Annotated in this window: 25 protein-coding genes and 3 pseudogenes; 7 read left to right on the top strand and 21 right to left on the bottom strand. The window is 48.6% G+C overall.

Annotated elements, in window-relative coordinates; all coding sequences use genetic code 11:
* From WMO66_RS09570 to WMO66_RS09560, 3 genes and pseudogenes are all read right to left on the bottom strand, one after another.
* Positions 1–3,034 (bottom strand): NACHT domain-containing protein (locus WMO66_RS09570; RefSeq protein WP_349136206.1); only part of this gene is annotated, 3,034 nt, incomplete at its 3' end.
* Positions 3,035–3,246: 212 nt separating this feature from the next.
* Positions 3,247–4,293: a site-specific integrase gene (locus tag WMO66_RS09565; protein ID WP_349136207.1), complete on the bottom strand. Its 1,047-nt coding sequence runs from the start codon at positions 4,291–4,293 to the stop codon at positions 3,247–3,249.
* A pseudogene (locus tag WMO66_RS09560) lies at positions 4,273–4,371 on the bottom strand (tyrosine-type recombinase/integrase); the annotation flags it as partial. The gene WMO66_RS09565 and the pseudogene WMO66_RS09560, both read right to left, overlap by 21 nt.
* Before the next feature lie 46 nt (positions 4,372–4,417).
* Here WMO66_RS09560 and WMO66_RS09555 point away from each other — a divergent pair.
* The 5 genes from WMO66_RS09555 (at position 4,418) to WMO66_RS09535 (ending at position 8,379) form a co-directional block, all read left to right on the top strand.
* Complete coding sequence (locus WMO66_RS09555; RefSeq protein ID WP_349136204.1) at positions 4,418–4,900, top strand: hypothetical protein; 483 nt, start codon at positions 4,418–4,420, stop codon at positions 4,898–4,900.
* A gap of 259 nt (positions 4,901–5,159) precedes the next feature.
* A complete protein-coding gene (locus WMO66_RS09550; RefSeq protein WP_349136203.1) occupies positions 5,160–6,122 on the top strand; it encodes a DNA methyltransferase in 963 nt (320 codons plus the stop codon).
* Between the two features lie 121 nt (positions 6,123–6,243).
* On the top strand, positions 6,244–6,600 hold the full coding sequence (locus WMO66_RS09545; protein WP_349136202.1) for a four helix bundle protein: 357 nt from the start codon (positions 6,244–6,246) through the stop codon (positions 6,598–6,600).
* A gap of 38 nt (positions 6,601–6,638) precedes the next feature.
* The gene (locus tag WMO66_RS09540; RefSeq protein ID WP_349136200.1) at positions 6,639–8,030 is read left to right on the top strand and encodes a DEAD/DEAH box helicase; all 1,392 of its coding nucleotides are present in this window, start codon (positions 6,639–6,641) and stop codon (positions 8,028–8,030) included.
* Positions 8,017–8,379: a hypothetical protein gene (locus WMO66_RS09535; RefSeq protein WP_349136199.1), complete on the top strand. Its 363-nt coding sequence runs from the start codon at positions 8,017–8,019 to the stop codon at positions 8,377–8,379. The genes WMO66_RS09540 and WMO66_RS09535 overlap by 14 nt, the downstream gene beginning before the upstream one ends.
* A 32-nt stretch (positions 8,380–8,411) precedes the next feature.
* Here the strand turns inward: WMO66_RS09535 and WMO66_RS09530 are convergent, their stop codons facing one another.
* From WMO66_RS09530 to WMO66_RS09490, 9 genes and pseudogenes are all read right to left on the bottom strand, one after another.
* Positions 8,412–8,837, bottom strand: coding sequence for a CHAP domain-containing protein (locus tag WMO66_RS09530; RefSeq protein WP_349136198.1), 426 nt, complete (start codon positions 8,835–8,837; stop codon positions 8,412–8,414).
* A 112-nt stretch (positions 8,838–8,949) separates the two neighbouring features.
* A pseudogene (locus WMO66_RS09525) lies at positions 8,950–9,279 on the bottom strand (hypothetical protein); the annotation flags it as partial.
* A gap of 58 nt (positions 9,280–9,337) precedes the next feature.
* Complete coding sequence (locus WMO66_RS09520) at positions 9,338–9,688, bottom strand: glutamyl-tRNA amidotransferase (RefSeq protein ID WP_349136197.1); 351 nt, start codon at positions 9,686–9,688, stop codon at positions 9,338–9,340.
* A pseudogene (locus tag WMO66_RS09515) lies at positions 9,666–11,499 on the bottom strand (VirD4-like conjugal transfer protein, CD1115 family). Before WMO66_RS09515 ends, WMO66_RS09520 begins: the two are co-directional and overlap by 23 nt.
* The gene (locus tag WMO66_RS09510) at positions 11,486–11,674 is read right to left on the bottom strand and encodes a hypothetical protein (RefSeq protein WP_349136196.1); all 189 of its coding nucleotides are present in this window, start codon (positions 11,672–11,674) and stop codon (positions 11,486–11,488) included. Before WMO66_RS09510 ends, WMO66_RS09515 begins: the two are co-directional and overlap by 14 nt.
* 10 nt (positions 11,675–11,684) lie before the next feature.
* A complete protein-coding gene (locus tag WMO66_RS09505) occupies positions 11,685–12,068 on the bottom strand; it encodes a hypothetical protein (protein ID WP_349136195.1) in 384 nt (127 codons plus the stop codon).
* Complete coding sequence (locus WMO66_RS09500; protein ID WP_349136194.1) at positions 12,065–12,577, bottom strand: ArdC-like ssDNA-binding domain-containing protein; 513 nt, start codon at positions 12,575–12,577, stop codon at positions 12,065–12,067. Before WMO66_RS09500 ends, WMO66_RS09505 begins: the two co-directional genes overlap by 4 nt.
* Complete coding sequence (locus WMO66_RS09495) at positions 12,577–13,305, bottom strand: PcfB family protein (RefSeq protein ID WP_349136193.1); 729 nt, start codon at positions 13,303–13,305, stop codon at positions 12,577–12,579. Before WMO66_RS09495 ends, WMO66_RS09500 begins: the two co-directional genes overlap by 1 nt.
* Positions 13,259–14,623, bottom strand: coding sequence for a relaxase/mobilization nuclease domain-containing protein (locus tag WMO66_RS09490; protein WP_349136192.1), 1,365 nt, complete (start codon positions 14,621–14,623; stop codon positions 13,259–13,261). The genes WMO66_RS09495 and WMO66_RS09490 overlap by 47 nt, the downstream gene beginning before the upstream one ends.
* A gap of 170 nt (positions 14,624–14,793) precedes the next feature.
* Between WMO66_RS09490 and WMO66_RS09485 the strand changes: the two genes are divergently transcribed.
* The gene (locus WMO66_RS09485) at positions 14,794–16,152 is read left to right on the top strand and encodes an ATP-binding protein (protein WP_349136190.1); all 1,359 of its coding nucleotides are present in this window, start codon (positions 14,794–14,796) and stop codon (positions 16,150–16,152) included.
* Positions 16,153–16,184: 32 nt separating this feature from the next.
* Here the strand turns inward: WMO66_RS09485 and WMO66_RS09480 are convergent, their stop codons facing one another.
* The 7 genes from WMO66_RS09480 to WMO66_RS09450 form a co-directional block, all read right to left on the bottom strand.
* Positions 16,185–16,505 carry a plasmid mobilization protein gene (locus tag WMO66_RS09480; protein WP_349136189.1) on the bottom strand — a complete coding sequence of 107 codons (321 nt, stop codon included), beginning with the start codon at positions 16,503–16,505 and terminating at the stop codon, positions 16,185–16,187.
* A 200-nt stretch (positions 16,506–16,705) separates the two neighbouring features.
* The gene (locus WMO66_RS09475) at positions 16,706–17,011 is read right to left on the bottom strand and encodes a hypothetical protein (protein ID WP_349136188.1); all 306 of its coding nucleotides are present in this window, start codon (positions 17,009–17,011) and stop codon (positions 16,706–16,708) included.
* Positions 17,012–17,088: 77 nt separating this feature from the next.
* Positions 17,089–17,364, bottom strand: coding sequence for a hypothetical protein (locus tag WMO66_RS09470; RefSeq protein ID WP_349136186.1), 276 nt, complete (start codon positions 17,362–17,364; stop codon positions 17,089–17,091).
* The gene (locus WMO66_RS09465; protein WP_349136185.1) at positions 17,361–18,284 is read right to left on the bottom strand and encodes a ParM/StbA family protein; all 924 of its coding nucleotides are present in this window, start codon (positions 18,282–18,284) and stop codon (positions 17,361–17,363) included. Before WMO66_RS09465 ends, WMO66_RS09470 begins: the two co-directional genes overlap by 4 nt.
* Entirely contained in the window at positions 18,281–18,613 is a 333-nt protein-coding gene (locus tag WMO66_RS09460; RefSeq protein WP_349136184.1) for a DUF3848 domain-containing protein, read from the bottom strand. The genes WMO66_RS09465 and WMO66_RS09460 overlap by 4 nt, the downstream gene beginning before the upstream one ends.
* Before the next feature lie 162 nt (positions 18,614–18,775).
* A complete protein-coding gene (locus WMO66_RS09455; protein WP_349136183.1) occupies positions 18,776–19,495 on the bottom strand; it encodes a DUF3846 domain-containing protein in 720 nt (239 codons plus the stop codon).
* Positions 19,492–20,415, bottom strand: a complete 924-nt coding sequence (locus WMO66_RS09450; RefSeq protein ID WP_349136182.1) for a DUF3991 domain-containing protein — start codon at positions 20,413–20,415, stop codon at positions 19,492–19,494. Before WMO66_RS09450 ends, WMO66_RS09455 begins: the two co-directional genes overlap by 4 nt.
* Positions 20,416–20,573: 158 nt before the next feature.
* Here WMO66_RS09450 and WMO66_RS09445 point away from each other — a divergent pair, with 158 nt between their 5' ends.
* Positions 20,574–21,620, top strand: coding sequence for a hypothetical protein (locus tag WMO66_RS09445; RefSeq protein ID WP_349136181.1), 1,047 nt, complete (start codon positions 20,574–20,576; stop codon positions 21,618–21,620).
* 203 nt (positions 21,621–21,823) lie between these two features.
* Here the strand turns inward: WMO66_RS09445 and WMO66_RS09440 are convergent, their stop codons facing one another.
* Entirely contained in the window at positions 21,824–21,985 is a 162-nt protein-coding gene (locus WMO66_RS09440) for a hypothetical protein (protein WP_349136179.1), read from the bottom strand.
* A gap of 67 nt (positions 21,986–22,052) precedes the next feature.
* The gene (locus tag WMO66_RS09435) at positions 22,053–23,282 is read right to left on the bottom strand and encodes a helicase-related protein (RefSeq protein WP_435387796.1); all 1,230 of its coding nucleotides are present in this window, start codon (positions 23,280–23,282) and stop codon (positions 22,053–22,055) included.
* Positions 23,283–23,324 lie beyond the last annotated feature (42 nt).

The following is a 23,324-nucleotide window of genomic DNA, read 5'->3' as shown; positions in this document are numbered from 1 at the left end:
AGACCGCATAATTGAATATCCTTTTGTCATCAACTTCAAAGTTTTGGAGTGCGGCTTGAAAAACATAGCGGCCGAAATCGCCATACATCCCCATTCCTTCAAAGCGCATCGAATGAATGAGCCATAATAGAGCGCCTGAATACTTCTTTTCTAAGTAGTGCTGATCTTCTATTTCAGGGATTGGCTCCGATTTATAAGGTGGAACAATCTTTCTGGTATCGACATTTCCGTCATAGTTCGGATTCTCGTATAAGAATCTCACAATAATAAGTCGGGCATAGTCTCTTAGTAATATATCCGGATATACTGTGTCCTTATCGAAAATTGTGCTGTATACATACTCTGCCAACACTTTAAAACAGTCAGAATCTGTTCTCTTTTTCTTACAACATGCGCCAAAAACAATCCCATGAAGTCTCTGAAAAACATATGGATCATTAACACCTTCAAATTTTTGAAGGAGCGTCTGGCAGAGAGAAAAATGCTCCTTCAATACTTCTATCATGGCTTTGGATGCGTTATCTCTCAGCCAGCGATTGGAAGAGGTTAGCAACCAGCCGAACAATGTGAGGAGCAACTCAACTTGCTTTTCGGTTTTGAATTCCAGTTTTTCGCCGCGGTTATACATCTGGATGAGTTGCGTAATCCGATTGCTGTAATCAGCCCTGAAGCCGTTAATATAGATCGTCCAAAGGTAGTCTCTTCGATTGAGTTCATAATTATAGAGTAGCTTATGCAAGAAGTCTGCGTTAAGCGGGTTGGATGTCTTCACACTATTCCCGATAAGCATCTCCCACACATCGTCCTTTTTGTACGTATATGTCCTGAGCAGATCTTTGAATGAATCTGTCGCGATGGTGTTGCTTTTTCTCCACTGAAATGACCCAATATATCTTGACATAATTATTTGCTTGTCATTTTCGTCTGATATTTGCTCAATAATATCGATGCATTCTTCTCCAAACTTTTCTGCATACAGGGCACAGGCATTCACAAACAGCCCGATATTCCCATAATTCCCCAGTTCATTGCTTCGGATATGCAAAATATTATCAGTCAGATATTGACGTACTTCTTGTCCTCTATTGCATGTTTTGAAAATCGCTTTTGCGCAGAAATAATCATTCATTTGATCATATGCAAAATAGAATATTTCTTTTTCATCATGAACAGTGTTATGAAGAATTTGCTCTTTTTCCAATTGCCTAAGAAAGGGGGCAGGCGCTATCCCGTATTCGCTCCAGAATGGTAATTGGTTGATCTCTGTTTTCGAAATTATCCTAGTGTTTTTCGAAACCATTGTAGCAGCGATCTCAAAAATAAGCGGATTTAGAATATTATCATCTTCTGAATATCCGTTATTTATAAGCGCATCTTTCATTGATTTGTATATGTTTATATTAGCATGTTCAATTAATCTCTCGTAAAGCGCTGGAAGACTCACTTCTTCTCCGTTATATGTTTTGCAATACAGCAAAAGGAAAAGTGGTTTTGACATCTCATAACTAAAGTATTCGAGTGGGGTAAAGGGAATATTGAAGTGATTCAGGAACGACCTTACAGCATCAATGCTGTTATCTGCAAATCCTCTATGACATAATGTTACTACATCACCGGTCTTCATCTGCTGAAGTACACTGTCCGGTATCAGCTGTTTTTCATATTCAGGTCGGTATGTTAGCACCAACTTAACCATTGCAGATTGTTTGACCTTTTCGATAATTGCAGGCAATCCGGATTTCCATAATCGATTATTCCACGTTTCATTTAGAGCATCAATAAAAATAGGAATAATGCAATCATCTTTTTCACCAATTGCTTCAAGTATATCGATAAGGTCTTCAAAGCTGAAATCCAAACGAAGATTCTTCATAATTTGTTCATGGATCGGCTCCGCTGTGAAGTAGATCCCTGCCACCAATAAGAGCGAAGCTCTGCCAGCATCAATGAGCTGTTGCGTTTTATGTGCCAACAACTGTGATTTACCAGTTCCCGGATCTCCGAATACGGTCAGGACATCGCCCTCTAGAAGTTGACGATCTCTATCGGTAATCTCCAATAAACATGGAAGTTCAATTAGCGCATTAAGCCTTTTAATTTGGTCATCCAAACGATAGCACTCCGTATAGGCCGCTGTTATCTGCTCCTTACTCACACCTTCTTTTTTATGAGCAAGTGCATTCTGTTCATCTCTTTGATTTTGCAATTTTTTGCGCGTTTCCTCTACTTGATCGCAGAATTCTGCAGTAGCCGATTCCACGAGTCTTCTCCAGCCAAAAGCGTCCTGAAGCGTTCGGGTTGTAACATCCGGTAGATCATTTACAGCCTGTCGGACCGCGCAAAGGTAAGAACGTTCCTCGTCCCTTTCTCCATACATCGCCCCGACTTTTTTCAGAAGTTCCGTCTTCTTGTTGTTTATTTGCTTGGCTGCGTTCTGGTCTTGGACAAACAATGACAGTTCATCATTCGCCGAAGTATTAACATTAAAATCTCGATTATAGCGAATTCCAAGTTCGTCTTGCATATGGCTTGTGTGAGTTGCAAACCACTCATGCATGAGAGTATGATTTCCAAAGTAATACAAGCCTAAATACGGATACTTTCGAACAAGGTCTAAAATTGCATTATCTGTTATAGGTTCAAGTGTAATTCCAGAAGTCTGCAGAATACCTGCAGCATCAACATAACCTTTGGCTGAAAGCGTCAAAGGTTTATTGCAAAAGAGATAGACAGCATCCACTCTGCCGGCGTAATACTCAATTATTTTCTCTGCGGAGTGCTTTATCTGATCATAGTCCACATTATTATCAAAGTATTTAACCTGAAATCCGATCCAACATTTGGTTTTCTCATCGTATATTGGATCAGCTTCAAGCCCCGCGTTATTTGGATTGACATGGAGATATTTTTTCTCTTTTTTAGACAAGTTCTCATTTGTAAACAGCTGCCTGCAGAGATCTTCAAATTTATAACGTATTCCACGCGCATCTTGATTGTATACGCTAAAGCTCTCCCAGTTAATCTGCGTTTGCATTACAGTCTACCCCCTATGCCTAAAGCTAATAATTCAAAAATCAGATGCACCTTATTTTTATTATATCAATTAGTCTGGATTATTCAAGAGCGCAGAGGACAAACAATTTGTAACTTGGTCCTCCGTTTTACGACTTATTTGTAGGTGGATAGAAGAATTATACAAAAAGGGGGCAACAACAGGTTTGAACTGCTGTTGCTCCCCCACTTTATTCACTTCAGACTCTTTGCAAGAGCTGCTAATAACGCTGCTGCTTTCGGATTCGCCAAAAGCTTTTGTAAAGCGGAAACATCCAAAGAACCGCCGGCAGGACTTGTGTTGTCTTCCGCCTCTTCGGAATAGAATGCCTTTTCAAACAACTGTGCGTTATGTTTGCGACCCTCGTCCAAAATGTGGGAATACACATCGGACACCATTTTGGATTGGGCGTGACCGGTATCCCCCTGTACCGCCTTGATGTCACCGCCATTGAGTTTCAGCTTATATGTTACGCTTGCATGGCGAAAGCTATGGAATACGATAGGCGGGAACCCATGTTTCTCAATCAGCTTCTTCAGTGCTTTTGCAATCGTATTCTGCTCTGTAGGAAGTCCGAACGGACCTGCAAAGACCATACCATAGTCATGATAGGCATCGCCCATCAGCTCCTTTACCTTGTCCTGGTCTTCTTTCCACGCTTTCAACATTTTTGCAACTGTTTTTGGCACAAACACCTTGCGAATACTGCTGGCCGTCTTAGGCTTCTTCAGAACGAGCGCAGTTGACGAAGTGGGCAAAGAAGGAAATTCGAGCTGTATCCCGGTTTTCTCGACCTCTTGAATGGTTGTTTTCTTTACTCTTTGGAGTTCCTTTTTGATAAAAACAGCCGCCGAATCGCATTCAATGCTTTCCTCGGATACGTCAACGCAATCCCACGTCAGGCCGAGCATCTCGCCTATCCTCAGGGAACAGCAAAATGCAAGGTTCAACGCAAGTGTCAGTCTGGGATCGTCGCAGACTTTCAATGCTCGAAACAGAACATCAGAAGTCCAGATTTCCCGCTTCTGCGGCTCATATTCCGGAAGCGTTACATTTTCGGCAGGGTTTCGCTCGACGAGTTCCCATTTTTTTGCTTGGTTAAAGCAGCTGCGAATGATTTTATTGATGTCACGAATCGTACCCGGAGTGACAAGCCGGCCCTCTTGGGTCTTTCTGTTTGTAGAAACAGCCTTGGGTTTTTGAAGAAGCTTATAAAAGCGATCGAGTGCGCGTGTATTCACATCGGAAATCCGCATATTCCCGAGATGTGGCAGGATATAATTGTTGATCAGTCCCATATTGCCCTTATAGGTTGACGGTGCCCATCTTTGTCAGCCGTAAATTGTAACATGTTAAACGCCGTATGTGACAGAGAAAGATGTCAAAGCGGCTTTTGTGTCCGCATATAACCAGCTGGTTACCGAGAAAAAAGAAATCATCGCCAATGCGGAGCTTGTCCGCAAAACGCTGTGCGCAACGGATGCCTTACAGATAGAAAAGCAACGTCTGGAAGATGAGCTTTCGATGATTGTTTCCATGACACAGAGCATCGTTACTGAAAACGCCCGGATTGCGCAGGATCAGGACGAATACAAAAAACGCTACGACAGTCTTGTAGACAGGTACGATGAAACCAAGGCACAGTACGATTCGGTGGCAGAGTCCATTGCAGCGAAGGAAGCAAAGAGTGTGCGGCTGGCTGAGTTCATCTCCATGATGAAAGCACAGAAAGGCGTTATCAGCGAATTTGACATAGGGCTTTGGAGTAGCACGGTTGAGTATGTAACGGTTGACAGGAGCAAGGGAATCACGGTTACCTTCCGGGACGGCACAGAAATCAAATCATAACAGAATCAAGGCATTTTAGCACTCGGCTACGGTCGGGTGCTTTTCCTTTGTGTAGATACTGTTGCCTAACTGCTCCGTAACGGTGCATACAGCATCGTTATAAGGGTGTGCAAAAAATGCACACGGGGTGTTCATCGTTACGGTGCAGAAATGCGGCTCCGTTACGGCGTATGCAATTCAACATCCGATTACAGGAGAGTTGCTGTATCCGCCAGCTGGGCGGTGCTGGAGTTTTGGTCAGTCTCAAATGCTAGAGTGTATGAATGAGTGGACATCATATGAATTGCGAAAAATTGACGATTATGGAAAGCGGTGCGAGCTTTGTGGAAGCGAGAGAGGAGTATCATCTGATGTCTGCGCCATTATGTTAAAGAAGCCGTTTGAAGAAGCCAAAAGTGAAGCACTGTACCGATATGAACAAGGAATAGTGAAAGAAAAGCCATGGCCACTTTTGTACTTTACAGGCAAAGGAAAAGGTGGCATCCGCCGCAAGCAGTATCTTGATAGTAGTGCCGGAAGGGTTGCCACAAATCTTTGGCTTCATGCGGATACCGGTCATACGGGTGAAGCAGCTAATGAACTTGCTGGAATATTTGGAGGGCGGTCTCCGTTCGATACACCTAAGCCCACTCGCTTAATTGAGAGAATCTTACAAATTGCATCCGATCCTGATTCTATCATCCTCGATTCCTTTGCCGGTTCCGGCACCACCGCCCACGCCGTTCTGAGCATGAACAAAGCCGATGGTGGAAACCGCAAATTCATTCTGGTGGAAATGGGTGACTACGCCGACAGCATTACTGCCGAGCGGGTCAAGCGTGTCATTAACGGCTACGGCGATGGCAAGAATGCCGTAGCCGGCACAGGCGGCGGCTTCAGCTACTATGAGCTGGGAGAACCGCTGATTCACGGCGATGTGCTCAACGAAAATGTCGGCGTGGAGAAAATTCGGGAGTATGTTTACTTCACCGACACCAAGAGCCGCCTGCCGGACCCCCACCCGGACGAGCCTTATTTCATGGGTGTCCATGTTAACAGCGCCTATTACTTCTACTATGAGCGGCAGGCTGTCACCACTCTGAACCGGGAATTCCTGCATACGGTCAAAACCAAGGCGGACGCTTATGTGATCTACGCCGATCTCTGCACCCTCAGCGAGGCAGAGCTGGAAAAATACCATATCACATTTAAGAAAATCCCCCGGGACATTACGAGGCTGTAGTTCGGAATTTGGAATGCGGAATTAAAAAATACGAATTACGAATTAGGAATGCGGAGTGCGGAATTAAAAATTACGAATTCCGAATTACGAATTACGAATTATAAAATGGGGGGTGGCAGTAATGAAAACTGATAACATTATTGTGGATAAAAGCAAAGTGTTTGCTTTGCGGATTATTCGACTTTACCAATATTTGAAAAATGAAAAGAGTGAGTTTGTTTTGTCCAAACAGTTATTGCGAAGCGGGACAAGCATTGGCGCAAATGTAAAGGAAGCAATCCGTGGGCAAAGCAGAGCGGATTTTTACGCAAAGCTGAACATCTCCTTGAAGGAAGCCAGCGAAACAGAGTATTGGCTGGAACTGTTGCATGAAAGCGAATACATTGAGGAAAAAACTTTCAATAGTATTTACGCAGATTGTCAGGAGCTGATAAAACTTCTTGTGGCAATCACGAAAACGCAGAAAGGAGAATTATAATTCCGAATTACGCATTCCGAATTATGAATTGAATTGTTATGGAACTCAACAATTATCAAAAGCAAGTCATGCGTGACCTTTCCGCATACCTGAACTGCGTGAATCGCAGCGCGAACCTGTTTTCCGCCTGGCGGGAATACTGGTTCTCCAAAGATGTAGCAGTCGGCCTCGGCGGCGTACCGTCTTACAACAATTCCATTGAATGTGTACCTCATGTGTGTATGAAGGTACCGACCGGTGGTGGCAAAACCTTTATGGCCTGCGCCTCTGTAAAGCGTATCTTTGATGCATTACCCACCGGAAAGCCACAGGTGGTGGTATGGCTGGTACCCAGTGATTCCATTCTGACCCAGACGATCCGCACCCTGTCCGATGTGAACCACCCCTACCGCCAGAAGCTGGATCAGGACTTCGCAGGACGTGTCGGTGTTTACACAAAAGAGATGCTGCTGAACGGGCAGAATTTCTCACCGGATACCGTCCGTGAAATGCTGATGATCTGCATTATGAGCTACAGTTCACTGCGTATCAACAGCCGCAATCGGGATGTCCGCAAGGTCTATCAGGAAAACGGAAATCTGTTCCGTTTTTCAGAATACTTCAAGGATAAAGAAGCTCTGCTGGCAGATACACCGGATACGGCACTGATTCAGGTGCTGCGGCACTTGGAGCCGGTGGTTGTTGTGGACGAGAGCCATAATGCAGGATCTGATCTCAGTACCGAAATGCTGAACAACCTGAATCCCTCTTTTGTCCTTGATTTGACAGCTACTCCCCGAAAGAATAGCAATATCATTTCTTATGTGGATGCCAGGGAACTGAAGAAAGAGCACATGGTGAAGCTGCCTGTGGTGGTGTATAATCGCACAAGCCGCCAAAGTGTCATTCAGGATGCCATTCAGCTACGCGGCAGCATTGAGCGGGAAGTGATTGCAGCGGAAGTAGCCGGTGGCCAATACATCCGCCCCATCGTACTGTTTCAGGCACAGCCCCGCACCGGGGACAGCAGTGATACCTTTGACAAGATCAAAGCCATGCTGATCGACATGGGTATCCCGGAAGCTGAGATTGCAGTAAAGACTTCCAATGTGGATGATCTAAAGGGCAAGGACTTGATGAGCAAAGGCTGTCCGATCCGGTACATTATCACCGTCAACGCGTTGAAGGAAGGGTGGGACTGCCCGTTTGCCTACATACTGGCCTCCCTTGCCAACCGCACCTCTACTGTGGATGTGGAGCAGATCCTCAGCCGCATTTTGCGCCAGCCCTATGCGACACAACATGCTTCGCCGCTGCTGAATACATCCTATGTATTGACCAATTCCGTAGACTTCCACAGCACATTAGAGAAAATCGTAGTTGGTCTGAACAGGGCGGGCTTCAGTCGCAAGGACTATCGTATCGGTGAAACGATACATGAAACGAGTTGAGTGGTACTTGGCTCATGCTAAGTGTAGCGACTATTATGCCTATACGCCCAATTATATTGATGATGTCAAGCATGCTGGGCCATACATCAAGCGGGAAGACCTGTATGGAGAGGAAAAAGAAAGATCCTTTGAGGGCACTACATACCGAGTGCCAACAAGAGAGGACGCAGTACTTCGTGCATTCTACGGATCATCTTGGGATACATCACCATTTATTTCAATTACAATGCTTGAGAGCGGGTTTGGAGAGAATTGGTATAGTCAGAAGAGATTCCCGGTTACTAAAATGAAACACCTCTCCTATATTACAATAAAAACTGGGCAGGAGACTCAGATAAAACAAAAGTAATTTGCATCACAGCCTGCTTTAATTGGCTCAGATTAGTATACCGGCACTCCATAGCCGAGAATTTCGTAGTAGCCGATGGGGTACCAGCGTTCGGCGCAACTATCACTTGTATTGCCTTCTACGGTGTAGACATAGCCGTCTTCGACCTTTTCTACGATGCCTACATGGTCTGACAGGCCGTCCTGCGGGCCGCTGTCACCCTTGTTGTCCCAATCGAAGTAGATAATCATGCCCGGAACAGGCTCCACGGAGCCGTCCACCCATTGGCTGCGTTCCTTGAACCAGTTCACGCCGGTGACGCAGCCTGCGGTGTTGGGGATGATGCCTGCTTCAAGGTAGCCGCATTGGTCAGCGCACCAGCTCACAAAGCAATGGCACCAGGCAACACAGCTTTCAAAGCCGTACCAGCTCCAATAGGGTTCGCCGCCCACATTGCCGATCTGCGACAAGGCAACCATGACAATATCGCTGTCCCCGGAGTGGATGCCGTAGAGAATGGATGCCCACATGGAATTGTTGCCTGAATCGAGCATGGCCGCAAGCTGTTCTCGTTGATCTTCGTTGAAGCCAAATAGACAGAATGGCAAGCATCAGCTCTAAGCCGCCGGTAATCACCATTTTGGTAATGGCGAAGCGGACAAACAGTTTCACGGCGTGCTCCGGGCGCTTGAGATCGGCAAACGAGCCGCAGGTTTTCATCACGCCCACGACAAAAAACAGTACCATGAGCGCATACGCAAGGGCTTGCAGGGCTCCGTGGATGTTGACCATCACGTTCCAGATTGCGCCGCCCTTGAATGTCGCCGGGGATTGGGTCAGAAGCTGCCATAACTCTGCCAGCTTCTCGTTCCACATCTCCAATGTACTTTCCAGATTGCCGGCAATCCAACTGTCCGACATACCTTACGCACCTCCTTCCGGGGCAGACCACGGCGGCCTGCCCCTTGTATGTCGAATGTCAGCCAACGATCAGGTCGAGGATTTCCTTGGCAAAGGTAATGATGTTGCCGCCTGCCAAAGTGAGGAAGCCGTTAGAACGCTGGCTGGGATCATGGCTCTGGAAGGACAGACCGACCTGCACAACGCCCCAGCCCAGCAGGATCAGACCCACGGCGCGGATCAGGCCAAAGATAAAGTCGGACAGGTTGTTGACCACCGACAGCGGATCATCGGCGGCAAAGACGGCGGGCATGGCAAATGCCATGATGAACGCCACCATAATGACGGCAACATAGGTACGGAAGCCGCGCTTGACCTTTTCGGGAGCAAGGCGGCTTTCTACGGGATTACGCTTTTTGTTTTTCTTCATGTTCGTTTTCCTCCTGTTGTTTCAAAAATTCTTCGATTTCTTCATCAGAAATCAGTTCGTACCGATCCTCGTCCACTTCCGGTTCCTGCCCGGTCTGCTCTTGCCGGGCTTTGTCGAACACGATGGACGCAATGCTGAGATTATCCAAGCCATGCTGATATGGCGCGGCTTTGCCATCCGTGGTGAGGGTCACATTGGGGTGCTTCAAAATATCGTATTTGAAGTCCTGAATCGGCCGCTCGCCGCGAATGAAAAGAAGTGCGTAGCGGTTATCCAGCATACGCACTTCGTCCGGGGTCATCAGTTCTCTGCCTGTGATTTGCCAGTTGGTGGAGTAGCTGCCGCTTCTGCCTTTGGACTGGCCGTAGGTGTTGGTGTCGATGGTCTCCTTGCCCAGCAGTTTGGACACATACTCATGGGTGGACTGCTCATTGCCGCCGAGATAGAGAAATTCATCGCAGTTGCCGACGATGGACTCCCATTCCTTTTCAAACAGCTTTTTGAGCTGAGCCAGGTTCTGGACGATGATGGACACAGAAATTTCTCTGGAACGCATGGTAGCCAGCAGCTTATCGAATTCGTCCGGCAAGGCAACATTGGCAAATTCGTCCATGACAAAATGCACATGGACAGGCAAAGCACCGCCGTGAACCACATCCGCCTGATAATATAGCTGCTGAAAAAAGCTGGGTGTGGAGCATACCGACAATGAAGTTGAAAGAGGCATCGTTATCGGGAATCACGGCATAGATCGCCGTTTTCTTCTCACCAACTTGTGCTAAATCCAGCTCATCCGTCTGCGTGATACCGGCGAGAGAGGTCAGATTGAACTTTTCCAATCTTGAAATCAAGGTGATCTGGATGGATTTCAGGGTCTTCCCGGAGCCGGAATGATAAGCCTTGTAGTATTTCAGGGCGATATGCTCCGGATTCTTCATCTCCAGCTTGCGGAACAGAATGTCCAGTGGTGATTGAAAGGCTTCATCATCCTCCCTGACCTCACCGGCACGAATCATTTCCATAACCATAAGGAAATTCTGCTCGTCCTCCGGGGCTTCATAATGAAGGTAGAACATCAAGGCAAGCAGGAGCATCATTGCCGCCTGATCCCAGAACGGGTCCTGCGAGGTGCTTCCCTTGGGCGTGGTGTTCTTGAACAGGTTGGTTGCCAGCTTCTGCACATCATTGTCTGTCTTGAGATAGACAAAGGGATTGTAGCAATGGCTTTTTTCCATGTTGATCAAGTCGATCACCTTGATGTCATAGCCCTTTCTTTTCAGCAGGTTTCCCGTGTCTCTCAGGAGCTCGCCCTTTGGGTCAAGGCATACAAAGGATGTGTTGGCGTTCATGATGTTTGGCTTGGCATAGAACCGGGTTTTGCCTGCGCCGGAGCCGCCGCAGACCAACGCATTGAGGTTGCGGCGGTGCTTATGCCCGCCCAGGCCGATCGCCACATTCTGCGTGAGGATCTTGTTTTCGGTCTTGGGCTTGGCGGCATATTTGCGGTTGACCTGACCGGCATTGCCCCATTTGGCAGAGCCGTGCTCCTCCCGCTTGCGGTAATTACGGACAGAGGACAGGTAAACCGCAATGGTGATTCCGTAGATGAGCAGAAAAATGAGGACAGTTTTCAGGCTGTCCTCACACCATACAATATAAAAGGGCTGGCGCATGACTGTGCCGAACTCGGTTAGAAGGCTTTTTACGCCGTCATGCAGGGCCGGTGCCGCCAGCAGAGCCAGCCACACCACGGGGACAATGCCAAGGCAGTAGAGAAGGATGTTGCCTTTGGAAAACTTATCGTTCCTCATGGCTCCTCCACTTCGGCTTTTTCACGGGAGCGTCAATGATTCGAAGCAGGAGATCGTCCATAGCCTCTGTGGGCACTCCTTCCTGAATCACCTTGTTTCGGAACTCCATGATAGAGTTGACCAGCAGGCGGTGGTCAAAGTCATCGACCTCGATCAAGCGAATATCCTTTGACATATCCGCCCCCTTATCTGGTCTCATTACGACGTTCCGCATGACGCTCCCTGTTCTTCGTGCCCAATTTCTGCTCCATGCCGCCGGAGATTTTGTTGGCGGCGTCCCGAATCACATTCAGCTCCGCCTGCATTTCCGCTGCGTTCTTATCGTGGCACACAGTCTTCACATTGGAGAAGTCGAAGGCATCCACGGATACATGGAATCGCTTGCACAGGATATATGCCGCGCAGCTTGCCCGGAACGACCAATCGCCCCGCTTATAGTCCTCGCCGTCATGCATGGCATGGACGATCTCGTGCGCCACAAGGCGGAAAATATCCGGTGCATCCATGCCGGGACGAACAACGATGGACTTGGTGTTCGGCTGATATGCGGCATTGATTTTTGGGTTCATATCGTCCTTTGCCTCGACCTTGCAGGGAGCCTGCCGCAGCAGAGCCTTGAGCAGGACACGGGGGTCATACTGGACGATGGGCGCAGCCTTTGGAGTGCGGTCGTCTGGGAAATGTCAAAGACGCGCTTGGTATCAAAGCTCTGCTTCTCGGTGCCGTCCTTTGCGATATAGGTCTTGCCCAGAATCAGAAGAACAATGCCGGTTTCGCCCTTGGCGATGGAAATGCCCTCTTTCTTCCACCCATCGAAGTCCTTGAAGGCCGTGCCTTCGGGCTTGGAGGTGGCAATCAGCAGACAGTTGTTGATAGAGTAGCGGCCAAACTGTGCCTGCACATTCAGATAGTTTTGCAGAAGCGTGGGACTGCCGCTGATCTGCAGGGCGGCATCCGCCACTCTTGCAAACGCCTCCTCCCGTTCTGCCTTCTTCCGGTTCTTCCACGATGCTTTGTCGTAATCGCTCTGCTCTGCCGGTGCAGTCTCCGTAAGCAGATCATTATAGTTTTCCATCATCAACGCTCCTTCCTCTTTTTCTTCCTGGGTGCCTTATGCTGCTGCACAGGCTTTGTGGATTGTTTCTGCTGTTCAGCCCGAATACGGGTCAGCTCTTCTCGGACGGACATACAGGATTTCGCCTTTTCGGCAGTCATCGAAGAAGGCACGGACGGACTGGATTCCGCCCTCCGTGCCCCAGTGGGGTTTGCGTGGATCACCGCCTCCTTCGCCGGTTCCTTCTTCATCAGCTGATCCAGAAGATCATCCAGCTCATCCCGCTTGGGTGCTGCCTTTTCGGGGACAGGCGGCTGCTCGGCTTTCTGCCCCTCCTTGCCACGCTTCTCCCGGACTACGGTTGCCTTGACGCTGGCACGATCCACGGTGGAAAGCCGGAAGCGTTCCATGATACGGTTGATTTTGGAGGCGTCCTCTGCCCGAACCATCACATCCGAAATGCCGTCCCTGGCGTTCTTATCCTTGAGGAGGCAGTAAAGGACGCCGTATTTCTTCGCCGCCTCACAGAATTTTTTCAGGTCGCCGTCCTTCACGGCAAAGACCTTCAGCTCCTTGCCGGAGCGCAGCATATGGGGCAGGCGCATTTTGCCCTTGGTGCGGTGCTGGTCCTTGAGGACGGCGTAAAGCATCACGGCAATGTTCTTGGCGGCCGCACCGGTCAGCTTTGCAGCGACTTCTGCGCCGTTAAGCGAGATCCGCACGACCTGCTCGGCTTCGCCGGAATAGCTCATGTTGTTCTTTCTCCTTTCTCTGTTCAGATTTTTCTTGTTGGATTTCTTTGAGGTTGTCCGCAACCTCAGTTGAGCGTGTTTCTATTTCACTGCATAATTTCACCTTCTTTCTCAGCTTCCGCAGCTGGGCGGAGATCTCAGCAATTCGAGCCGATACGGGATCCTCTCTACCTGCTCGCTTTTCGCGCTTTTGCAGATTTCGCAGCTCTGTTCTCTCTGTCACAAGAGCTGTAATCTGTTCCTGCAATCCGTCCCGATACGCCAATAGCTGCGGCATGGTTTTGATTTTCTGTGAAGCCAGCAGCCGTGTTTGGGCATCCAGACGATTCAGCTTAGTCAAGTCCTCCCATAATGCAGGATGCACCCGCCTGGTTGCAGACGGGTGCTTGACGATGATATGCAATTCGCAACAGTACCGCAGATACAATGCCCGCAAGCCCTTGAGTTTCGGGGCAGAAGAAAAGCTGCCCCTCACGGGAGCAACCCTGCGTGTAATCGTCGGTTCTTCTATTGGACGCTTTCGGCGGCGGTTGTGATAGACCCGCCCCATGATCTCGTCAAGGGAATAGCCTTCTCCCAGCCGGTCAAGTCGGAAGTATCGTTCCGACCCCTGCGGCTTGATTGCCGGATGTGCCAGCGGCTTGCCGCCCTTGCCATACAGCTTGACCTCATAGCCCAACTGTCGAAGCATCGCCCAAAACTCCTGCTCGGTCAGGGATGCCTCGATTGCCCGGTCAAGGTCCGCCTTGATGATGCCCCTTCTGGTGGGTTTTTCTTCCCGTTCTGCAACGACCTCGCCGTAGTTCTTGCCTCTGCCCTCCGGGTGTTTGATGACGGACAAGCCAAACTCCTTGCAAAGCCTGTCGGATACCTCTCGCATCCTGCGATAATCGGCAGGAGAATTGTAAAACTTCAACCCGTCCACATCTGAAACAGAGTTTAGGACAAAATGATTATGATAATGATTTGTATTGCAATGGGTCGCAACGACCACTTGAAATCTATCTCCCCATAGCACTGTTGCAAGTGCCACACCGATCTTGTGTGCTGTGTCAGCATCCACTTCATCTTCTCGGAAGGACTGATACCCGTGGTAGCAGACCCGTCCGCCCAGCTTCCCCTCAAGCTGTTTGACTTCCATGAACTCCGCCGCGGCGGTTTCCACGCTGTCCAAATGGATGCCTGTGACATAGGTGCAACGCTCTGTTTTCAGATCGTCGGCAGCGTAGTCAACGATGCCCTCGATTTCATGAAGCTTCTTTCTGGACGCCTCCGTGACCTTTTCAGGATTCCGGGCATAGCGGATGGCCTGATCCACCCGCCCCTTGATAGGCCAAATTGATGTTACTGCTTTGGTTCCTCCTTTCCAAACCTGCGTATTGTCGGAATTTGAGACACTTCAAATATTGCGTATTGTAGGAATTTGTCGGATTTCTAATATTGCGTATTTCTGATTTCTGTGATATACTACGGGCGGAGGCGATAATCATGCTTTTCAAAAGAAAAATTTACAGTAAATTCCTTGCATGGAAGCAGGAATCCTGTGGCAGGAAAGCCCTTCTTGTAGAAGGTGCCCGCCGAATCGGTAAGTCCACTGTTGTTGAGGAATTTGCAAAAAACGAATACAAAAGCTACATCCTCGTGGACTTTGCAAAAGCTTCCGAGGATGTGAAAAGCCTGTTCCAACTGCATTTAGAGGATTTGGACACGCTGTATATGCTCCTGTCTGTCCACTATGGCGTGCAGCTCCATGAGCGAGAGAGCGTCATCATTTTCGATGAGGTGCAGCTCTGCCCGAAGGCGAGAGAAGCCATCAAATACCTTGTGGCAGACGGACGATACGATTTTATGGAGACCGGTTCGCTGATTTCCATCAAGGAAAATGTGAAGGACATTGTGATTCCCTCTGAGGAACGGCACATAAAAATGTATCCTTTGGATTTCGAGGAGTTCTGCTGGGCGTTCAACGAGGCCCCGCTGATCGCATACATTCGTTCCTGCTTTGAAAAACGGGAGCCATTGGAACGGAGCCTTCACAATAAGGCCATGCTGCTGTTCAAGCAGTATATGCTGGTGGGTGGTATGCCCATGAGCATCGTTGCTTTTTTGGAAAGCCATAAGGATTTTGGCAAGGCAGATGCGGAAAAGCGGGACATTTTGGAGCTTTATCGCAATGATATTATGAAAATCAAAGCCCAATACCGTTCCAAGGTCTTGGCGATTTACGATCAGATTCCGGGGCTGCTTTCCCGCCATGAGAAGCGGGTGGTATTTGACCGTATTACGAAGGATTCCTCTGCCGAGCAGTATGAGGAAACCTTCTTCTGGCTTTCCGATTCTATGGTGGCCAATGAATGCCGTCGTGCCAACGACCCCAATGTTGGGCTGTCCCTTACGGAATCGGACACCTATATCAAGTGCTACATGGGTGATACCGGGCTTCTGGTCAGCCATGCCTTTGACGAAAATGAACTGCTGGAGGACGAAGTCTACAAACAGATTCTTGCGGGCAGATTAGGACTGAATGAAGGTATGCTGTATGAAAACATCATTGCCCAAATGCTGACAGCGAACGGGCATCGGCTGTTCTTCTATACCCATTACAGCGAAGAAAAGCGTCGTAATGACATTGAAATAGACTTTATTATCTCCAACAACAGCAAGACAAAGTACAAGATGTTCCCCATTGAGGTCAAATCGGGAACGAATTATACGACAGCTTCCCTTTTGAAATTCAAGGAGAAATACAAAAACAGAATCGGCTGTTGCTATATCATCCATCCCAGAAATCTATCCGTTAAGGATGACATTCTCTGCATTCCTCCCTATATGACTCTGTGCTTATAATCGTTGCGGCTGATTTTGTGTGACCCATGAAATCAGCCGCTTTTTATGTTGTATGCCGCCACAATCATCTGCCGTGCTTCCCGCAGCTCCACGAGGTCTTTCCGTAGCTGGACAGTGTCGACGAAGCCCACCGTATTTGCACGATGTAAAAGCTGATTGAAGTCACCACCCAAGTGCCGCATAAGCCGTAGCAGCTCCTTCACATCCGCAGAGGGTGCTTCCCGAACCTCTGTATCGCAGATAATCTTCCGTACAAATTCGCCGGAGGAAATCCCGGCTTTCTTCGCCTTGGCAGCGAGCAGTTCACGTTCGGCTTTGGTGAGCCGCAACTCAAACCGACTATCTTTTGTCAAACGCATCACCCGTTTTATGCGGCTTGTTGATCTGAAGAAGGCACATCATAGTCACGCCAACGAAACCTCCAATAAGCAAGCCAATGCAAACCCAATCATACAATCCTCCTCTCCGGGGTCTTAGGGTGCCTTGCCCCTAACAAGCGGAACCTGTACGGACAGGTTCGTTGCTTGTTAAGACAACACCGTCCTACCCCCAATCAAATCTTCTCTACTTCTCTGAGATAGGCGTTGCCGTTGGCACTCTTCACGAATGTCACTTTCACACGGGTGCCGATGGGCATTTCGCCAAGTCCGTGATAATCGTCCCGCTGCCATGCAGAGGTCAGAATTTTTCTTCCGTCATCCAGATTGAGATATGCCAACAGATTCTGCCGCTTATCCCATCGCTTGCAGGCAATCGTGCCGGTAAATTCCCCTTCATAGGCGGGGAATTCGTAGTCACGACCGTCGAAGCCGGATTCAACAAACTGATTCCAGCTATACGCTCTCTTGTCTTCGCTCATTTTCTCACCTCCCTTCGTGGCTCCAAATAGGAGCCGCCTTTCGTCATCCTTGCAAAAATGGCTCCAAATAGGAGCCATCAAAACAATGCAAGGAATTCTTCAACAATGGATTCGTTGCCCGGTTCTGCATTCATTGCCGGTTCTGTGCGGATGTTCGGCAGTTCTGCTGTAAGCGCATCATGAATGGTTTTCTGAATTAGATTCACCAGATTGGCGTAGTCATGCTTGAAGTTAATAGCTTGGATGATTGCCGCATTCTTTACTGCAGCTCCTCCTTGCTCCAAATACTCCCAAGCCCTCCGGTCCTCTGTGTTATCGAAGTTGAACCGCAAACTAAAGCGTTTCCCATTCATGCGCGGTCACGCTTCCGCAACACCATCTCCGCCATATACTCATATCCCTTTGCCGTTGCACAGATATCGCTGAGGATCTTCACCCGGCTGGAATCCACCTCGGCAAAGTTGCGAATCAGGCATCCACCGCCGCCGATGATATGGAGCTTCATCAGTTCGGGGCTGTACTCGTGGTCATAGAGAATATGGAAGATTTCGTCCACATAGCTTCCGGCGGTCTGGCGAATGGTTTCCAGAATATCCTTGCGGATGTCTGCTGTGCCATACCGCAGGACTTCTGTCACGATGCTTTCCAGGACGGCAACATGGTAGGTGCGCATGACCGCTTCCTTCGCCATGAGCATACACTGATGGGTGCCGTACTTCTCGGTAAACATCTTCCCAGCAACCGGCTTGCGGTCTTGAATCATCAGAATGTTCATGGTGCCGTTGCCAATGTCGCAGAGCATATTCGTTCCTTTGAACTCGGACAGGTTCTGTGCCACAGCCGCAAAGCCCTGCGGAAACACTTCTGCGCCTACGATCTCAATGGAATAATTCTTTCCACGGAAGGTAAAACTGATGCGCCGGTTGCGGCAAAGGTAAGCCTTGAACTGTTCTTTTTGCGTGCTGACCCATGTGAGGGGCAGGCCAACCGCCAAAAGGACTTTTGCCTCCGTGAGATTGCGGAAGCTCAGTTCCCTTGCCATAGCCGCAAGGGTGAGGATGTAGGTTTCTTCGTCCACGGTCTTGTCGGCGGCGAAAGCCTTGTGTCCTTCGCCAATGAGATAGTACCGATTCTGGTAGATCAGCAGATTGTCCTTAAAGACAGGCTCATCGTCAAAGGCGCTGATGCCTGTGGGAAAGCAACAGCCTGCCGTTTTCACATTGCCGTACCCATGGTCGATGCCGATAATCATGGTATCCCGGTAGGATTTCATCGTGCCGCCTCCTTGTGCTTTTCTCTGCGAATGACTTCATCTGCCCGACTGCACATGGCATCGAACACATTTTCCATATAGTCTGATTCCCGGTGCTCGAACTCCCGGAACACATCTTCCAACGGCGTATGCGACTTCAAAAGTGCCTGACACTGCCGGTCAGACAGGTCATTGGTTTCCAGTGCAAGCAGGATGTCCTCCCGTACAGTGTAAGTATAGCAGTGGTTGAGGATTTCTTCCGGCGGCTGTCCCAACAGCCATTCACGAAACTGTTCCTGCTCATAGAACATTTTCTGATAAAGTTGGGTATTCAGTTCTTCATTCGTCATAGACTTCTCCTTCGTTATCTTTTGACTGTGTATTGTGAAGCAGGAACAGCCACTTCTCCCGGAGCTTCTCCATGGCCTCATCGTATCGAGATTCCCGCAGCCATTTTTTGTGTGCTTTGGCAGCTTTCCTTCGCTGTTCCAGATCCTTTTTTGAAAGTGCTTTCAACGCGCCTCACCCTTGTCATGTTCTCTGGGGTGATAGGGAATGGCCAGAATCTCGCTGCCGACGCGGACGAACTGCTCCGGGTTGCGGAACTGCCGCTGATACCGGCGGCACTGTTCCTCGCTCAAACTGCCGAATCGTTCCCCGCTGCAGTCGCAGAGAAAAGCGGTTCCGGCGATGGCATCGTAGACCGCTCCGCTGTCATCCCGCATGGCACGGTTCAGGGGCAGACCATTGATTTTGCTTTCTTCATTGCAAACAATGCAGACATTCTCCTCGAAGGGATATACGGCCTCGATGCAGCCACCGACCACGGCCTGCAAATCCTCCAATTTGCTTCCAATTTCCGTGATTTTGGCGGTTTTGCCGGGTTCCAGCAGTACCACCCGGATTTTGTTTTCTTCGGACTTTCCAGCCTTTTCGGCATCAAAGGGGATCTCCTGAAAGCCCACCGAATCGCAGAAATAGAACTTGCCATCCGTTTCCACCACGTCCGATACGGACATGGAGCGTCCGGTGAAGTCTGCCGGATGGTCGAAATTGAACAGATGGAAGACTTCTTCCAAGTCCTTGCAGTTCACTTCTCCACTGTAAACCAGATCGTAGATGGCAGGATCGACCGCTGCGTTAGGATGGGTGTGCCGGAGATTGTCCAGCGACAGGAACGCCGCCGAATCCTCGTCCCTGTCCATGTTTACCTGATAGAGTTTGATGTTCATCGTGTTACCTCCTGTTTCATATGGATTTTGTGCATCAAAAAATCGTTGACGTCCTTGCCGGAAACCGGCGGTTCGTCAACGATTTGATACCTGTTTTGAAGCCCTCTGACGATTCCTGCAACCGCGCCTCTGCCGATGGCATCGTTATCCAGATGCAGGCGGATCGTCCGGATTTGGGGATGCTCCTTCAAATACTGCTGCAATGCCACCGGGACAACATCGTCACGCTCGGTTTTGAACACACCTGCCAGCGACAGCAGATGGTCTTCATGCCAGTTCTGCCCATGATAAAGCATCAGCGTGGCAAAGCTCAAGGTATCAATGGCAGATTCAAAGACATGGACGGTGTCACTGACACCGGGCAGGCGGAAGGAATAGTGCTTGTCACTGCCGGTTGCTTCTCCCTTGTAATTGCCGGTCGTGCTGCGGATTCCGGCGTAGCGGATCACTCCTGCGGAATCTCTGCCAAGAAACACCGCCGAATGATACCGCTTGTCCTCATAGAGCAGGTCGTTGTCGATGCAGAAGTCGATGACCGTATCGTGAATTCCTCTGCTTTTGAGGTATCCACGTACCACGGTGGTGGAGGAATTGGGCTCCGGCAGGCAGATGGTTTTGGGCTTCGGCTGTGACGGCTTGGGAACAACCGGCACCGAAGTGGAATAGCCATTGATTTGCTCCACCGCCATGGGCAGAGAAAAGCCCTTGACTTTGATGAGATAGTCAAGGGCTGAGCATCCACCGATATGACGGGAAAACCAATGCCATTTTCCGTTGCTGATTTTCAGCGAGTCGTGCTCGCGGGTGCAGTAGGTGTCGCCCGACAGATGCACCAAATTCTGCGGGTCGCAGAGTTGCAGGTACGTCAGCAGATCCATCTGCTTCGCCGCCTGCAAGGATTCTTTTGTGATGTAGGGCATTGAGTCTCCTTTTATAGTTTATTTGTTGATGATTTTGAGAAAGTGTGGTATGATTGGTTTAGGCGAATTGAATTTTTCGATTGCGCATTTTGCAATTAAAAGGAATCCTAGCAGTTTGAATTGAGATATATAGTTTTAACACTAAAAGGTGACTTATCATGAGCCATTTGTATTTGTGGAAAAGGAAAAAAGGAGTGCAGTCTGAAAAAATGGGCAATCCAAAGATAGACAAGCATTCTAAGAAGCTTGAGATATCTGAGAATGTTGATTCAAACATTCTCAGAGAATCTAAAGGAGAATGTATTATGAGTAATCCATTAATGAAACTTACGGAAACAGAACTGCGAGATTTGTGTAGGCATCATATTGACACATTTGAAAATTGGTCGCGACGAATTATCGACGAAAATTTCAAAACTTGCTATGGCCCCGGTTATTTCAACTACATGGTTTCGGCAGATCAGCCACTTATTAAAAGTGAGATAAAAAGGAGAATTGAGCAGAGAGTAAGAGATAATCCGGGCAGATTTCCACGAAAAATTGATGCAATTCTTTTGGAGGATATTGAATATTTTCTGTGCCGAGATGATTTATATAGTAGCCAGTTCAAAGCTATCCTTGAGCCGTTTTATTCAGGCGTTCTTGAGGTCAGAAAAGTACTGAATCGGTTGATTCCAATACGAAACAAGCTTTCTCACGGTAATACAATATCTATTCATGAAGCGGAACAGTGTATTTGTTATATAGATGACTTTATTGATGTGTATAAACAGCATTATGTAGCTATGGGGAAAGAAAGAGACTACAATGTACCTGTTTTTTTGCGAATCAAGGACAGTTTGGGCAACGATATTATCCGCAAAGACTCTAATTATACATGGGAACTTTCTTTTTGTGGAGCATTGGAACCCAAAATTCAGTTTAGATCTGGTGACAGTTATAAGCTTTGGGTTGAAGTTGATAGCAGCTTTGATAGCGCTTTTTATGAGATCAGTTGGGTAGTAACGCAAGACTACACAACAGTGATTAAGAAAGGAACAGGAAGTGTTATTGCCTTCACGCTAAATAATAAAAATGTTTCATATGCACCCGAAATTCGTATTTCCCTAATTACAAAGAGAGATTGGCATCGTTTTCACAATGTGGATGACATTATTGAGATACATTACCAAGAAGTCCTTCCCCCTATCGAGGATACATATTGATGTGCCACTCGACTATACTGGGTAAAACGAAGGGTTGTTTGTGAAAAAATGATGTGCACGATTAGAAATTTCAGTTTGAAATTTTCTGTGCTTTTTGCAATGTGAAGTGCAATTCTCCGGTCGGCAGTTTCCCGTTTTGATAGAGCAATAACTGAATGACGCCGAATTGTCCCTTGGGGCAGTCCAGCGCCATTTTCCTATTCTTACCGTTTCATCAGTTTGAGAATCAGCTTGTCCACATCCTCGGTGGGTTTTCCCTCGCGGATGAGCTTGTTGCGCCACCAGAGCAAAATACCCTTCACCATGGCAAGATCATCGGCGCTCAGAGTCAGGTAGTATTTCGGGGTTTTATCGCGGTGGAACATTGTCGGCACCTCCTGTTTTTTCTGGCTTCATTGTAGCCGGCAATGTCCGCCGCTGCAAATGTGCGGATTATCTCTCCTGACTTTTTTCTGCTCTTTCCGGCGATTCCTCCTCCGGCTCGCTGTCCACGATCTCGTTATCCGCCTTGTCCATATTCAACAGGATATTCAGCTCGTCCAACCGGGCGGTCTTGCTTTGCAGCTCTTCCTCTCTGGGGAAGGGCTTTGCGATTTCTGCCTTGGCGTTCTCCATTTGCACATGGGTATTTTCCAACTGCTCCCGGCAGGCTTCCAACTGTGCGGGAAGTGCCGCAAGGGTATTGTCAAGACGGAGGATGTTGCCGAACAGGTCGGTGCCGAGGGGCGTGGTATGGCACAGCTCATGACTAAGGGTGATCTTATACTCATGGCTCACCGTGTCAAAGCCTATCTTCATGTCAAAGCCACGGTATGACCCCAGCGGCACCGCCGCCGGGTTCTTCATATTGTGGCAGAATTCCAGAATGGCAGAACCGGCGGCTTTCTTATCCGTATAGGTCTTGCCCTCAATGGTCATGGGGCAAAAGCCGTCTGCGTTGGGAATGCTGCACGCCGCAAGGTGGGCAATATCCTGCTCCAAGCCGGTAATTCTCTGCTCCAAGGCTGTGATTTTCTGCGGAAACTCCTTCAGAATTTGATCCTCCAGAGCATAGCGCTGGCTCAGATGGTTGGCCTTGAGCAGCTTCAGGCGAGACACATCAATATCTAAATCCATCTTCTCCTTGATATGGGGATTGTCGGCGCACAGCGCCTTGATTTCCGCATAGCTCAGGGCGGTTTCGTCAATATCCTCTGCAGAACGGACGGGCGATTTTGAAGTCATAATCTGCCCTATGAACTTCTGCTTGCTTTCTACCAGCTGGTAAAGATAGCTGTCGAAGGTGTTTTCGGTGACATAGGTGTAGATGTCCACCAACCGGTTTTCGTTGCCCTGCCGGATGATGCGCCCCTCCCGCTGTTGCAGGTCAGAAGGCCGCCACGGGCAATCAAGGTGATGGAGTGCCACCAGCAGCTTTTGCACATTGGTGCCTGCTCCCATTTTCTGCGTAGAGCCGATCAGAACACGGATTTGTCCGTTGCGTACCTTGCCGAATAGTTCCTTCTTCGCCGCCTCCGTATTGGCGGTATGAATATTGGCAATCTCCGATTCGGGGATACCCATTGCCATGAGCTTCTTTTTCAGATCGTCATAGACATTGAACTTCCCGTCATTGTGGGGCGTTGACAGGGGCGATAGGTAAGATTTTGATGTTATCTCCAACTTTTCCCCCGCCCTAAACCGTGCATGAACCTTTCAGCTCAC

The sequence above is a fragment of the Faecousia intestinalis genome (genome assembly GCF_040096185.1).
Classification (GTDB): domain Bacteria; phylum Bacillota; class Clostridia; order Oscillospirales; family Oscillospiraceae; genus JAZOXB01.
The sequence above is the reverse complement of the archived record's forward strand: the minus strand, read 5'-3'. Positions and strand labels throughout refer to the sequence as shown.